The sequence below is a fragment of the Brevundimonas sp. AVps31 genome, from assembly GCF_058681355.1.
Genome location: NZ_CM178736.1, coordinates 3,089,379 through 3,102,213, shown reverse-complemented (window position 1 = coordinate 3,102,213; position 12,835 = coordinate 3,089,379). Strand labels below are relative to the sequence as shown.

The window sequence follows — 12,835 nt, the reverse complement described above, 5'->3', positions numbered from 1 at the left end:
TAACCGGTTCCACTCTAGTCTGGGCACGACTAGCGGCCATGGATCGTCTCGCCTAGTCCGAAACGATCAAAACCGGTTGCGGCAATCAGCCCTCGACGCTGGTGTCGGGCCGGTCATGACCGTCGGCGCGCTCGGTGATCCACTGGCCGTTGGTGTCCTCGTATTCGATGTATGCGTCCTGATCCGACACCTTCTGCTCGCGCGAGGCGGCGACGGCGGCGGCGCGGGCGGCGTCGTGGTTGGGGAAGGTTTCCGAATAGGTGTCACCCAGCTTGTAGGCCCAGCCTCCGTCGTGTTCGACGATGCGATAAGTGATCTGGACCATTGGGGGGCTCCGGAAAAAGGGGAGGGATGTCGGGGTCGGACTGCCAACGCGGCGGTCGCGACGCGGTTGCGGATTCGTGCGCCGATGCGCACGGATGGCCTACCTTGACCGTGCGGGCCTTCATGTCGAGCCTCGATGGCCGGCTGAAGTAATTTTTGAGCGCCTGCATCCGCCGGCCGAGGCGGCGCCGACTACACCATGAAAGCGCGAGGGATCGCCCTCGCCGACCGGGGATACAGGTGATGGAACAACTGTTCACGCAGTTCTGGTGGCTGATCTTTCCGATCGGGTTCGGGATCATGGGCGCCTACAACAGCTATCTGGGCTACCGCCGGCAACGCGATGCCCTGAACCTGCTCCGGACCTATGCCGAGAAGGGGCAGGAGCCGCCGGAAGCCCTGCTGAAGGTCCTGCAACGCCCGCTGGACGACGACGGCTGGGACGGCCAGTCGCCCGGTCGGCATCGTCCGACCAACTACTGGTCCCTGTTCGGCCTGTTCACCGCGCTCAGCCTCGGCTTCCTCGGCGCCGGCGAACTGACCAATATGGATGGCGGTTCCGGGGCCTTCCTGGTGGTTTCCTTCACCATGGGCGCGGTCGCCATCTGGGCCCTGATCAGCGCCCTGACCTGCCGCCGGAACCGTTGAGGGCGCGGGGCGGGGGGATTGTGAACCGTGACGGGCGATCTGACCGACGCCGAACTGGTGCGCCGCGCGCTCGCCGGTTCGGATGCGGCCTTCTCGCGTCTGGTCGAGCGGCATCAGGCGGCGGTGCGGGCCTTCCTGCGCCGGTTCCTCGGCAGCGGATGGGCCGAGGCGGACGATGTGGCCCAGGACGCCTTCGTGGCCGGCTGGACCGCGCTGCGGTCGCTCAAGGACCCGGATGGCGTGCGCCCCTGGCTGTGCGGCATCGCCTGGCGCAAGGCGCAGGACCGGATCAGGGGCTCGCGGCGCGGCGCGGCGCGGGACGCGGGCTGGCTGGAGGTGATCGAGACACCCGCCGGAATACCGACGGAGGACAGGCTGGCGCTTCAGTCCGCCATGGCCGAACTGCCGGCCGACGTGCGCGCCTGCGTCGCCCTGTGCCTCGGCGACGGCTGGTCGCATGGCGAGGCCTCGCAGGCGCTCGGCTTGCCTCTGGGCACGGTGAAGTCTCATGTTGCCCGTGGACGGGCGCGGCTGCTGAACGCGCTCGGAGGATCCGATGACGCCTGAACAGAAACTCGCCGCCCTGTTCGCCGCCGAGGCCCCGCCCCGGCGCGACTATGTGTTCGAGGTCGCGGTGGCCGAACGGATCGCGCGGCGTCGCGCCTGGCTGACGGTCGCGGCCTTGCTGCCGTGGCTGGTGGTGTCGGGCATCGTCCTGTGGGCGCTTCAGGCCGTACTGATTCGGGCCGCCGGCGGACTGGTCGCGTTGATCCAGCCGGTGGCGCTGGTGTTCGCGGCGACGGCCGCGGCGGCGGGGGTCGGCCTCTGGCTGACCGGTGCGCTTCAGCGCAGGGTGACGGTCGTCGCCAGACCGAAGTGATCTGACGGATATTCTCCGTTCGTCGGGCGATCGCCCAGCAGGGTCGACGGACCCGGTGTGAAACGCGCCCCTTCGACGAAGATGTGGTCGATGACCCGGCTCGGATGGCCCTTCGCCGGGTTCAGCGTCGTCGGAACGGCGTTGCGGGGCAGGGCGCTGAAGAAGCGCGGACCGGTCAGGACGTTCAGGCCCGCGTCCTCCTGCACCGCATTGAAATCGCCCATGACGACCAGCGGGGTCCCGTCTCGTGGAAGCCAGTCCAGCAGGTCGCCGATCTGGCGCGCCCGCACGGCCTGGGCGTCTTCCTGCCAGGCCAGATGGGTGTTCACGACATCGACAGGCCGCCCGCCCACATCCACCCGCACGCGCAGGGCGGTGCGATAGTCATCCAGCGGCTCCAGCCTTGTGGACTCCTGCGCCACGACCGGCAGGCGGCTGAGGATGGCGTTGCCGTAGCGGCGGGGCGCGCCTTCCGGATCGGTCGAGACGAACTGCATCTGATAACCGCCCAGCGCCTCGGCCAGCGTCGCCGCCTGATTGGGCAGGCCGACGGCGGCGTCTTCCAGCACCTCCTGCAGCCCTATGACATCGGCGTCGGCGGCGCGAAGCGCTTCGATCAGCAGCGGCTGCCGCGCGGCCCAGTCCCCCTGATTGTGCCAGATGTTGAAGGTCGCCAGCTTCAGCGCCCGTCTGCCGCCGGGCGGCAGGGTGGCGCAGCCGGCGACCGGTGCGACGGCAAGGCCCGCGATCACGGCGCGACGATCCAGCATGGCGATCCTCCTCATTGGCGGCCTGTGTAAACCCTCCGCGCCGCCTTACGAAAGTTTCACGCGACGGTTCGCATCCATACGCTCCCGCGGCCGCCTCTTGTCGTCAGAAGGCCGGAACGTCACGCTCCGGTTCACAGGATCAAAGGGCAACTACTGATGACACCCGTCGCCGTCGTTTTCATCATCTTCGCGTCCATCGTGGCCGTGGTCGTCGGACCCTTCTATCTGAAGTCGCGCGAGCGCCGGTCCATCCAGGAAACGGTCCGCCATGCCATTGATCAGGGTCAGCCTTTGCCGGCCGACATGATCGAGGCGCTCAGCAAGGACATCACCCGCCGCCTGCCGTCGCGCAGCCGCGACATCCGCAGCGGCGTCATCATGCTGGCGCTGGGGATCGGCATCTCGCTGGTTTTCTTCTTCCTCGGCCAACAGGTTGATTCGGACATCTACGGTTTCGCCGCCTTCGGCTTCATTCCCGCGACGCTGGGGCTGGCCTTCATCTTCCTGAGCTTCATCAACAAGAACAAGGACTGAGGTCGGTCGGGACAGGGGAAGCGAAATGGCCCAGGCCTTGGTCGATCGGCACGATGTCGAGCTCGCCGCCGAAGCGGCGGCGGGCGGGCGTCGGGAGTTCGGCGAACTGGTTCGTCGGCACGGCTCCGCGGTGCGCGGCCTGCTGCGCCGGATGGGGGCGCAGCCCTCGCTGGCGGACGACATCGCCCAGGACGCCTTCATCCAGGCGTTCGAACGCTGCGCCGAGTTTCGCGGTGAGGGCACCTTCGCGGCGTGGGTCAAGCGGATCGCGGCGCGGCTCTATATCAAGCGGGTGGCCAAGGAGGCCCGCTATGTGGCCGAGGTTGAAAACGAGGAAACCGTCGCTGCGCCCGACCCGGGCGGACTGATGGATCTCGACGAAGCCCTGAAAACCCTGAGCGAGCCGGAGCGGCTTTGCGTGTCCCTGTGCCACGGCGCCGGGATGGCCCATCCGGAGATCGCGACGGCCCTGAATTTGCCACTCGGTACGGTGAAGTCTCATGTCAAACGTGGTCTGGATAAACTCCGCGCGCGGTTGCAACCCGCGCAAACCATGGGGAGAACACAGCATGTCGGCTGATGAGTTCGATCCGGCGATCGAGCGTCTGTTCGCTCGTGCGCCCACCCTGCCTGATGCGTCGCTGTTCACCGCCCAGGTCGAGCATCGGCTGCAGCAGGGCTCGCGCGTTCGCTATATCTTCCTCGGTGTGGCGGGTCTGGTTGGCGGCGTGGTGGCCGCGCGCGAAATGATCACGGTCAATTTCGATCTCGGCGCCGGCAGCGGCTCCCTCACGACCGGCTCGGTCGGGCAGGGGATCGAGGCGGCGTCGTTCAGCGCCCAGTCGGCGCTGCAGTCGGGCCTGGATCATCTGGGCATGGGCGGTGTCGATATGGGCGCGTTTAACGGCATGCAGATGTTCTGGGTCGCCGCCGGGGCCCTGATCGCGGTCGCCGCGGCGGCCATGGTGCGCCTGTCGCAGGAAGTGTGACGTGACGGAGAGGCTCCGGACGCCTATCTAGGCCGTTCCCCGAACTGGAGCCTCTCCACCATGTCCAGCCAGAAGCAGGAAACTGTTCGCCGTCTCGCCGCCCCGGACATTCGGGCGCGCAAGGGGGGAGAGCCGCTGGTCTGCCTGACCGCCTACGACGCCCCGACGGCTGAAATCCTCGACGCCCACTGCGACCTGCTGCTGGTCGGCGACAGTGTCGGGATGGTGGTGCACGGGATGCCGAACACCGTCGGCGTGACGCTGGAGATGATGATCCTGCACGGTCAGGCCGTCATGCGCGGGTCGAAGCGGGCGATGGTGGTCATCGACATGCCGTTCGGCAGCTACGAAGGCGCCAAGGAAGTCGCCTACGACAATTGCGCCCGGGTCATGAAGGAAACGGGCGCCCAGGGCGTTAAGCTGGAAAGCGGCCCGACCGTCGCGGAGACCATCGCCTATCTGGTGCAGCGGGGTATTCCGGTGATGGGCCACGTCGGCCTGCGCCCCCAGGCCGTGCTGACGGACGGCGCGTTCAAGGCCAAGGGACGCACCGAGGAAGAACGCCTTCGCGTTATCGCAGAGGCCGAGGCGACCGCGGACGCCGGAGCCTTCGCCGTGGTCATCGAAGGCGTGGCCGAGGGGCTGGCCCGCGAGATCACCGAAGCCATCGACAAGCCCACCGTCGGCATCGGCGCCTCCGCAGCCTGTGACGGCCAGATTCTGGTGGTTCCCGACATGCTCGGCCTGTTCGACTGGACGCCCAAATTCGTCCGTCGCTACGCGGATCTGCGGGGTGAGATCGACCGGGCCGTCGCCGCCTATGCCGAGGATGTCCGAACCCGCCGTTTTCCTGCCGAAGTCGAGACCTACTTCTCGAAAAAGCCGGTCGCGCAGTAAAGCCTGCGTTGCGGGGGCGAACCGGACCCTCTAGGGTCCGGCCGGATTGAATTTCAACGGCTCTGAGCGCCGTGTTCTGGGGGCGACTGTTCCGTGTCTGATGTCTTCGAGCAGGTCGAGGAGGAGCTTCGCTCCGAACGCTACAAGCGTCTCGCCCGCACCTGGCTGCCTGTCGTCGGCGCCATTCTTCTGATCGCCCTGATCGCCGCCCTGTCGTGGTGGGGGTATCAGAGCTGGCAGACGTCGAAGGCCGACAAGGCCTCCGTGGCCATCGAGCGCGGTTTCGAATCGCTGCAGGCCAACAACGCGGTCGGCGCGGACGCCGCTTTCGCCCAGGCGGCGAAGGAGGGCAACGGCGCCTACAAGGCTCTGGCCCTGCAGCTTCGGGCCGGCATCGCCGCCGACGACAACCGTCTGCCGGAAGCGCTCGCCCTGATGGACGAGGCCGCCAAGGCGACCCGTGATCCCGAACTCGCCGATCTGGCCGCCTTCAAGGCCTTGTGGCTGGCGATGGATATCGAGACCCTCGAACAGGTTCAGGCGCGCGCCGCCAAGCTGACCGGCGACAAGCGCCCCTATGCCGCCTTCGCCCAGGAGGCCGAGGCCATGGCCCTGCTGCAGCATGGCAAGGCCAATGAGGCCAAGGACATCCTGATCGTTCTGAAGAACGGTCTGGACACGCCCGAGCTGATCAGCAACCGCGCCGAAGCCGCCCTGGGCGCCATCGAGTCCGGCAGCGCGGCCAATCTGCAGGCCATTGTCCGTCAAATGGCCGCAGCCCAGGTCGCCGCCGCCGCGGCTCCCGCCGCGCCTGCCGCTTCCCAGCCCGCCGCTACGCCGCAGCCTGCCGCTGCGGCGCGCCCGTGATTTCCGCTTCCAGGACGTTCGCCATGAACCGTGTGCTTAAAGTCGCCCTGCTGTGCGGTCTCGCCATGACCGTCGCCTCCTGTGGCACGGTGCGTCGCGCCCTGCCGTTCGGCCTTGGCGGCAAGGACGCCCCCGCCGCCACCGCGACCGAAGGCCAGCGCATTTCAGTGCTGGAGTTCGAACAGCAGCTGGCTCCGTCGGCCGCCCTGTCGGGCCGTGACTTCTTCCTGCCGGGCCCGCAGGCGGCCACCGCCTGGACCCAGCCCGGCGGCAACGCCGACAACGCGGTCGAGCATGTCATCGGCGCGGCGGACTTCACGGTCGCTTGGCGTCGGGGCATCGGCGCCGGATCGGGCCGGACCCGTCAGGTGATGGCGCCCGTCGTGGCGGACAACGGCCGCGTCTTCGTGCTGGACGGGGAATCGACCGTCACCGCCGTGGACGCCGGCACCGGCTCGGTCGCCTGGAAGGTCAACGTCAAGCCGGAAGAGAGCGAAGGTCGCGGCGGCTTCCTCGGCATCGGGGGTTCGTCGGGCGGCGGCGGCTTCGGCGGCGGCGTGGCCGTCGGCGGCGGCAAGGTGTTCGTGGCCTCGGGCTATCGCACCGTCTCCGCCATCGATCAGACCTCGGGCACCGTGCTGTGGACCACCAAGGTCGATGTGCCGATCCATGGCGCGCCGACGGTCTCGAACGGCCGCCTCTTCGTGGTCGATGTCGAAAACCAGATCGTCGCCCTGAACATCACCACGGGCCAGCAGGAATGGTCCTATCGCGGCATCCCCGAGCCGGCCCGCATCATGCGCGCGTCCAGCCCGGCCGTGACCGGGGACACGGTGATCGCGCCGTTCTCGTCGGGTGAAGTGACCGCGCTCCGCGCCGCCACTGGCCAGGCGATGTGGACCCAGGTCCTGTCGCGCACCAGCCGCACGAGCGCCCTGTCCGAGATCCGCGACATCGCGGGTCGTCCGGTCATCAGCCGCGGCATCGTCTACGCCGTCAGCCACTCCGGCGTCCTGCAGGCCATGGACATCCGTTCGGGCCAGCCGAAATGGACCCTGCCGATCGCGGGCGTCAATGCGCCGCTGCCGGTCGGCGACGTGGTCTATGTCGTGTCCAAATCGGGTGACCTGACCGCCGTTAGCCGCGACTCCGGCCAGGTCTACTGGACCCGCAACCTCAACGAGGGCCGGGTCCGCCAGGAGGGCGGCTTCCTGGGCTTCTGGGATCGCACCGTGACCCCGCAATGGTCGGGTCCGCTGCTGGCCTCGAACCGTCTGCTGCTGACCAACTCCGAGGGCGAACTCGTCGCGCTCGACCCGAAGACGGGCGCCGTGACCTCGACGATCAAGCTCGGCGGCGCCTCCTTTATCGCTCCGGCCGCCTACAACGGCTCGGTCTATGTACTCACCGATCGGGGCGATCTCGTCAGCATTCGCTGACGGAAATCCCCGAACTGCGTTAGAAGGCCGACATGGCTCTCAAAGTCGCCATCGTCGGCCGCCCCAATGTGGGCAAGTCGACACTATTCAACCGCCTCGTCGGCAAGCGCCTCGCGCTGGTCGATGACCGCCCCGGCGTGACCCGTGACCGTCGCTACGCTGACGGCAATCTCGGCGACATGGACCTGACGCTGATCGACACCGCCGGCTACGAGGATGTCACCGACGACAGCCTCGAGGCCCGGATGCGCGAGCAGACCGAAGCCGCCATCGAGGACGCCGAGCTGATCCTGTTCATGATGGACGCACGCGAGGGCGTGACATCGCTGGACCGCATCTTCGCCGATCGCCTGCGCAAGGTTCACAAGCCCATCATCCTGCTGGCCAACAAGGCCGAGAGCCGCGAAAGCGGCGGCGGCGTGGGCGAGGCGCACGCCCTCGGCTTCGGTGAGCCGGTCGCCATCTCCGCCGAGCACGGCGAGGGCATGGCGGACCTGTATCAGGCCATCCTCGCCGCCTCGGCCGACATCTTCATCGAAGAGGTCGAGGAGGCCGACAAACCGATCCGCATCGCCGTCATCGGTCGCCCCAATGCGGGCAAGTCGACCCTGGTCAACTATCTGCTCGGCGAGGATCGCCTTCTGGTCGGCCCCGAAGCCGGCATCACCCGCGACTCCATCTCGGTCGACTGGGAGTACGAAGGTCGGCCCATCCGCTTCGTCGACACCGCCGGGATGCGTCGCAAGGCGCGGGTGCAGGAGAAGCTGGAGAAACTGTCGGTCGCCGACACCATCCGGGCGATCACCTTCGCCGAGGTGGTCATTCTGATGATGGACAAGGACCACGCCTTCGACATCCAGGACCTGCAACTGGCCGATCTGGTCGAGCGGGAAGGCCGCGCGCTGATCTATGTCGCGTCGAAATGGGACCTCGAGGAGGAGCCCCAGTCGCGCATGGCCGCGCTCAAACACCTGGCTGAAGACAAGCTGCCCCAGCTGAAGGGCACGCCGTTCGTGGTGTTGTCATCCCACTCGGGCCGGGGCGTCGAACGCCTGATGCCGGCCGTGCTGAAGGCCCATGACACCTGGTCGGTCAAGGTGAAGACCAAGGACCTGAACACCTGGCTGTCCATGGCGACGCAGAGGCATCCGCCCCCCGCTGTCGACGGCAAGCGGATCAAGCCGAAATACATCGCGCAGACCAAGGCCCGTCCGCCGACCTTCGTGCTGATGGCCAGCCGCGCCGAGTCGATGCCGGAGCAGTACAAACGCTATCTGGTCAATTCGATCCGCGAGAGCTTCGACCTGCCGGGCACGCCGATCCGGCTGATCGTCAAGTCCAGCGGCGACAACCCCTATGCCGAAGGCGGCTCCAAATCGGGCCCCGAACGCTACAAGGGCGACGCCAAGACCGCCCCGCGCAAGGTCATCAAGAAGGCCGAGAAGGCCGAAATGCTGTCCAACCTGCCCGGCAAGGCGCTGGAGCAGAAGAAGACCCGCAAGCACCAGCCCAAGGTCGTCTCCGGCGTGAAGGCCAGTTCGTCGAAGAAGGCCGGCTCCTCCATCGCCGTCCAGAAGGGCGCGCGCGGCGGGGCGCGTCAGGTGTCCCGCTCGGGCCGCATCCGCACCGGCCAGAAGCACGCGCCGAAGAAGTAGAGGGCGGGCAGGGAAGATGGCGATGGCGCGGGGTGGAGCGATCGTTCTGGTCCTTCTCGTCCTCACGTTCGCGATGCTCGCGGCATGGTCCAGCAATCGGCGGACGGACTACTTTCCGCAGGATCTGAACCATGCGGTGTCGGCCTGCGAGGTCGCGCCTGGTGTTTTCGAACAGCAAGTCGTCCTCGAAGAGGGGGTTGACCGGTGGCTCTCGGCCGAGCTTGCCGACGTGGGAGAACCGTCCATCTATCGCCGGCCGGCCTCGACCCCCCGTTCAGTTCGCCTGACATGGCTGGGTGCGTTTCGCCATCCGGTCGTGGTGCGCGTCGATACACTGCAAAACGGGCAACAGCAGCTTACGGCCAAGAAGGGGCCGAGCGGAGCGGGCTTCGGTCCGACGGGCGATCCAGTGCAACCCCGGAAAATGGTCCGCGTCCTCACGCCGGCGGAGGCGACCGGACTGCGGATCGCTGTGGACCAAGCGCGCCTCTTCTCGTCACCGCCTTCCGGGTGCCGCCGCGGCATTGATGAAGGCCGTTTGGTTCTGGAGGGAGCGGATCCTCAGGCGGGCTATCGATACCGGAGCGTTCAGTCACCGAAAGAGGACGAGCGCGCGCTTGGCCGGTATCTTCTTGGCTTGGCCGGCTGGGACAGGTTCTAGCAGACTGACCGACCCGCCGTGTTCTTGAGCCGCCCCAGAACACCATCCCGATACGACCGGCTGACCACCAGTTCCGCGCCGCTGTCCAGCGTCAGCCGCCACGCCCCATCGGACAGCGGCCTCAGTTCGCGCACTCGCGCCCGATTGACCAGCGTCGAGCGGTGGCTGCGGGCGAAGCCCTTGTCCGCCAGCCGCGTCTCCAGCGCCTCCGGATCGCCGTCATCGCCCAGGCGGCGGCGAGCAGCACGGCGAAGGCGCGCCCGGTCAGGCGGTGCAGTCGCGAGCCCTTGCGAGTCAGAACCGGCGCGATTCCGATCAGGACCGCGTCGAGCCCGGCGACGATGTGGACGGCGAGGAGGAGGGGATAGAAGGACATGCGTCCATCCATCCCTCCGCCGCCGTGACTTCAATCGCCGTGGGACGAGCCGCAGCCCTCAGGGCTCAGTCCGGCCGAGGGCCGCCAAGGCATGGCTGGAGATCAGGGCGTCGGCCAGACCGTGCGGATTGCGGACGTTGTAGTTGGTGGTGGTGACCACGACGACGGCATTCAGTTCGGGCACGACCACCACCTTGTTGCCGCCTGTCCCGGCCATGGCGAACGCCTTCAGCGGGCGGCCGGCGACCGTGTAGGTCGGCAGCCAGGTCAGGTAGCCGTAGTCACCGCGCTCGGGGTCGACACTGGCGTGCGGCGAGGTCATGGCCGTCACCCAGGCCTGCGGAAGGACCTGCGTCCCGTTCCAGCGACCGCCGTCCAGAAGCAGTTGGCCCAGCTTCAGCAGATCCCGGCTGCGCAGACCAAGCCCGCCGCCGCCTTGCGCCAGTCCCATGGGCGAGAACTGCCATTCCTCACCCTCAATCTGCAGAGGGGCGAACAGGGCGTCGCGCGCGAAGGCTTCCAGAGGCTGATGCGTGGCGGACTGGATCGCCGCACCGAGCGCCGTGGTGCCTGCCGTGCAATAGCTGAACGACCGGCCGTAGGGCGCGTTTTCCGGTTTGGGCATCCAGGCCGGGAAGCCCCGGACCGGCAGATCGAAGGCGAATTTCACCCAGTTCTCGATCAGATACATCCGCTCTTCATTGCCGCGCGAGAACTGGTTGTCGTCGTCGCACTCCAGCAGGGAACTCATGGTCAGAAGGTCCTCGACCGTGATCTGATCCTTGCGCGGATCCGGATTTTCGAATGGGCCCCACGCGGCCAGAAGGGGCTGGACCGGCGTTTCGGCCGTGAGGTCTCCACGCGCCACGGCCGCGCCCGCCAGCATCGCCGTCACGGTTTTGGTGGCGGACCGCGTGTTACGCCGGGCCTCGGCTCCGCCGTCATCGAAATAGGCCTCATGGATCAGCCGGCCGTTTCGGCTGATCAGCACACTGGTGATCTGCTGGTAGTCGCCGTTCCGGACCGCCGCATCCATGGCGGTGAGACCGGCGGCGGATGCGCCCTGGGTCTCGGGAGCGGCGACCCGCCAACCATCAGTCTGCGCCCTGGCGGGCGTGACGATCAGTGTGAGGGTGGTGAAGGCGAGGACGATAGCGCGCACGAAGGGCTCCTTGATTGGAGATCCCGCTTCTCACGAACCGCGCGGCTCGTCTTGAACAGATCAAACCCGCCCAGTGACCGCCGTGCGAAATACACCGGGCGTGACGCCGAAGATGCGGCCGTACTCCCGGGTCATGTGGCTTTGGTCGGCATAGCCCGACATGGCGGCCGCCTCGGCCAGATCAATCCCGTCCAGCAGGCACCGGGTCGCGTGGTCGGCGCGCCGATGCCGAATGGCCGCCGCGGGAGACTGTCGGAGGTGTCGCCGCCAGCTGCGGGCCAGATGAACCGGGTGCACACCGACCGCTTCGGCGATGGCGCGGATTTCCAACCCCGGCTCATTGGCCAGATCCTCGACCATCTCGACCGCGCGCAGCAGCCAGTCCGGAGCATGGGGGGAGGTTTCCAGCAGACTGACGACGGCGTCCGCAAGGGTCAGGGCCGCTTGCTCGACGGCAAGCGCATCGCCCGCCGCTCCGCGCGTGCTGAGGCCGACCAGCCGCCGCATCGCCATCTCGGCAACGCCGCGAAGCAAGAGCGGATGGGCCAGAACCGTCGGAAGGTCGTCCGGCGCGCTCACCGACAGAAACAGACCGCCCGCCACGTCGTAGCAATCGCGGTGCACGACGCCGGGCGGGTTGTAGATCGCGCTTCCCGCGCTGAAGACGGTCCGACTCCGGGCCAGCGGATCGCGCGCCAGGCTGCGGTAGCCGTCCGCCAGCGGCAGGATGAAGTGCGCGTTTTCGTGCGAGTGCTCGCTGACCGCCTCGGGCGGCAGGCTGGCGACACGCAGATCAATGCGGAAGCCGCCGGTCGTGACCGACCGGTTCAGATCGCCCAGAAACTGTCCGTGCGGGAGACGGCTCATGGGGCGGCGATCAGACCAGCGCGTCCGCCTGCGGTCCGGCGTTCCAGTCCTTGAAGCTGACGGTCAGCGGCGGCTCCAGATCGGGACGGGCCAGTTCGACGATCAGCGGGCCGATGGCCGACGGATGGACGTTCTGCTCCGGGTCTTCGCCCGGATAGGCCTGGGCGCGCATGGCGGTGCGCATCCGGCCCGGGTCCAGCACGGTCACGCGGATCGGCATCGACTCGATCTCGTCGGCCCAGCATTTCATCAGGGCCTCGGCGCCCGCCTTGGTCGCGGCATAGGCGCCCCAGAAGGCGCGCGGCGCGGCGGCGACGCTGGTGGTCAGGTGGATCACCCGGGCGGCGTCCGACGCCTTCAGCAGAGGCTCCAGCGAGCGGATCAGCCGATAGACGGCGGTGAAGTTGGTTTTCTCGACCTTGGCGAAGCCGCGCGGGTCGGCGTTCGACACCGGCGTCAGGCCCTCGGCGCCCATGGTGGCGGCGGCCTGCACCCAGATGTCCAGCTTGCCGAACCGCTCGTAGAGGGCGCCGCCCATGCGGTCGATCGCGCCGCCGTCCACCAGATCGAACGGGATCAGGGTCGCATGCTGGCCGGTGGCGGCGAAGATGGCGTCGTCCAGATCTTCCAGACCCCCCTGTGTCCGGGCGGTGGCGATCACATGCGCGCCCGCCTTGGCCAGCGCCAACGCGCTCTCATAGCCGATGCCGCGCGAGGCCCCGACGACGAGGGCGATGCGGTCTTTCAGGGGAAGATCAGTCATGGC

18 protein-coding genes are annotated in these 12,835 nt (G+C 67.8%); 11 read left to right on the top strand and 7 right to left on the bottom strand.

What is annotated here, in order from left to right; genetic code table 11:
* Nucleotides 1-85: 85 nt before the first annotated feature.
* Nucleotides 86-325, bottom strand: coding sequence for a DUF2188 domain-containing protein (locus ACW174_RS15160; protein ID WP_492015258.1), 240 nt, complete (start codon nucleotides 323-325; stop codon nucleotides 86-88).
* Nucleotides 326-567: 242 nt separating this feature from the next.
* On the opposite strand from ACW174_RS15160, the gene ACW174_RS15155 reads away from it, so the two are divergent.
* From ACW174_RS15155 to ACW174_RS15145, 3 genes are read left to right on the top strand one after another with little or no spacing between them, the layout of a single operon-like run.
* On the top strand, nucleotides 568-972 hold the full coding sequence (locus ACW174_RS15155) for a hypothetical protein (protein WP_492015257.1): 405 nt from the start codon (nucleotides 568-570) through the stop codon (nucleotides 970-972).
* 27 nt (nucleotides 973-999) lie between these two features.
* Nucleotides 1,000-1,539, top strand: a complete 540-nt coding sequence (locus ACW174_RS15150; RefSeq protein WP_492015256.1) for an RNA polymerase sigma factor — start codon at nucleotides 1,000-1,002, stop codon at nucleotides 1,537-1,539.
* The gene (locus ACW174_RS15145) at nucleotides 1,529-1,852 is read left to right on the top strand and encodes a hypothetical protein (RefSeq protein ID WP_492015255.1); all 324 of its coding nucleotides are present in this window, start codon (nucleotides 1,529-1,531) and stop codon (nucleotides 1,850-1,852) included. The genes ACW174_RS15150 and ACW174_RS15145 overlap by 11 nt, the downstream gene beginning before the upstream one ends.
* Here the strand turns inward: ACW174_RS15145 and ACW174_RS15140 are convergent.
* Nucleotides 1,816-2,622, bottom strand: a complete 807-nt coding sequence (locus tag ACW174_RS15140; RefSeq protein ID WP_492015254.1) for an endonuclease/exonuclease/phosphatase family protein — start codon at nucleotides 2,620-2,622, stop codon at nucleotides 1,816-1,818. The genes ACW174_RS15145 and ACW174_RS15140 overlap by 37 nt on opposite strands.
* 156 nt (nucleotides 2,623-2,778) lie before the next feature.
* Here ACW174_RS15140 and ACW174_RS15135 point away from each other — a divergent pair, with 156 nt between their 5' ends.
* From ACW174_RS15135 to ACW174_RS15100, 8 genes are all read left to right on the top strand, one after another.
* On the top strand, nucleotides 2,779-3,156 hold the full coding sequence (locus ACW174_RS15135; protein WP_492015253.1) for a DUF6249 domain-containing protein: 378 nt from the start codon (nucleotides 2,779-2,781) through the stop codon (nucleotides 3,154-3,156).
* Nucleotides 3,157-3,181: 25 nt separating this feature from the next.
* Nucleotides 3,182-3,736, top strand: coding sequence for an RNA polymerase sigma factor (locus ACW174_RS15130; RefSeq protein WP_492015252.1), 555 nt, complete (start codon nucleotides 3,182-3,184; stop codon nucleotides 3,734-3,736).
* Nucleotides 3,726-4,145: a hypothetical protein gene (locus tag ACW174_RS15125; protein WP_492015251.1), complete on the top strand. Its 420-nt coding sequence runs from the start codon at nucleotides 3,726-3,728 to the stop codon at nucleotides 4,143-4,145. Before ACW174_RS15130 ends, ACW174_RS15125 begins: the two co-directional genes overlap by 11 nt.
* A 60-nt stretch (nucleotides 4,146-4,205) precedes the next feature.
* The gene (gene panB, locus ACW174_RS15120) at nucleotides 4,206-5,042 is read left to right on the top strand and encodes a 3-methyl-2-oxobutanoate hydroxymethyltransferase (RefSeq protein ID WP_492015250.1); all 837 of its coding nucleotides are present in this window, start codon (nucleotides 4,206-4,208) and stop codon (nucleotides 5,040-5,042) included.
* 93 nt (nucleotides 5,043-5,135) lie between these two features.
* Nucleotides 5,136-5,909 (top strand): tetratricopeptide repeat protein, encoded by a 774-nt coding sequence (locus ACW174_RS15115; protein WP_492015249.1) that lies wholly within the window; start codon nucleotides 5,136-5,138, stop codon nucleotides 5,907-5,909.
* A 23-nt stretch (nucleotides 5,910-5,932) separates the two neighbouring features.
* Nucleotides 5,933-7,348: a PQQ-like beta-propeller repeat protein gene (locus ACW174_RS15110; RefSeq protein WP_492015248.1), complete on the top strand. Its 1,416-nt coding sequence runs from the start codon at nucleotides 5,933-5,935 to the stop codon at nucleotides 7,346-7,348.
* 32 nt (nucleotides 7,349-7,380) lie between these two features.
* Nucleotides 7,381-9,003 carry a ribosome biogenesis GTPase Der gene (der, locus tag ACW174_RS15105; RefSeq protein WP_492015247.1) on the top strand — a complete coding sequence of 541 codons (1,623 nt, stop codon included), beginning with the start codon at nucleotides 7,381-7,383 and terminating at the stop codon, nucleotides 9,001-9,003.
* Nucleotides 9,004-9,019: 16 nt separating this feature from the next.
* Nucleotides 9,020-9,664: a hypothetical protein gene (locus ACW174_RS15100; protein ID WP_492015246.1), complete on the top strand. Its 645-nt coding sequence runs from the start codon at nucleotides 9,020-9,022 to the stop codon at nucleotides 9,662-9,664.
* Here the strand turns inward: ACW174_RS15100 and ACW174_RS15095 are convergent.
* From ACW174_RS15095 to ACW174_RS15075, 5 genes are read right to left on the bottom strand one after another with little or no spacing between them, the layout of a single operon-like run.
* A complete protein-coding gene (locus ACW174_RS15095; RefSeq protein WP_492017301.1) occupies nucleotides 9,661-9,816 on the bottom strand; it encodes a LytTR family transcriptional regulator DNA-binding domain-containing protein in 156 nt (51 codons plus the stop codon). The two genes, ACW174_RS15100 and ACW174_RS15095, sit on opposite strands and share 4 nt — an antisense overlap.
* Nucleotides 9,786-10,040 carry a hypothetical protein gene (locus tag ACW174_RS15090; protein WP_492017323.1) on the bottom strand — a complete coding sequence of 85 codons (255 nt, stop codon included), beginning with the start codon at nucleotides 10,038-10,040 and terminating at the stop codon, nucleotides 9,786-9,788. Before ACW174_RS15090 ends, ACW174_RS15095 begins: the two co-directional genes overlap by 31 nt.
* Before the next feature lie 58 nt (nucleotides 10,041-10,098).
* A complete protein-coding gene (locus ACW174_RS15085; RefSeq protein WP_492015245.1) occupies nucleotides 10,099-11,202 on the bottom strand; it encodes a serine hydrolase domain-containing protein in 1,104 nt (367 codons plus the stop codon).
* Nucleotides 11,203-11,262: 60 nt separating this feature from the next.
* A complete protein-coding gene (locus ACW174_RS15080; protein ID WP_492015244.1) occupies nucleotides 11,263-12,069 on the bottom strand; it encodes an AraC family transcriptional regulator in 807 nt (268 codons plus the stop codon).
* A gap of 10 nt (nucleotides 12,070-12,079) precedes the next feature.
* Complete coding sequence (locus tag ACW174_RS15075) at nucleotides 12,080-12,832, bottom strand: SDR family NAD(P)-dependent oxidoreductase (protein ID WP_492015243.1); 753 nt, start codon at nucleotides 12,830-12,832, stop codon at nucleotides 12,080-12,082.
* Nucleotides 12,833-12,835: the final 3 nt, after the last annotated feature.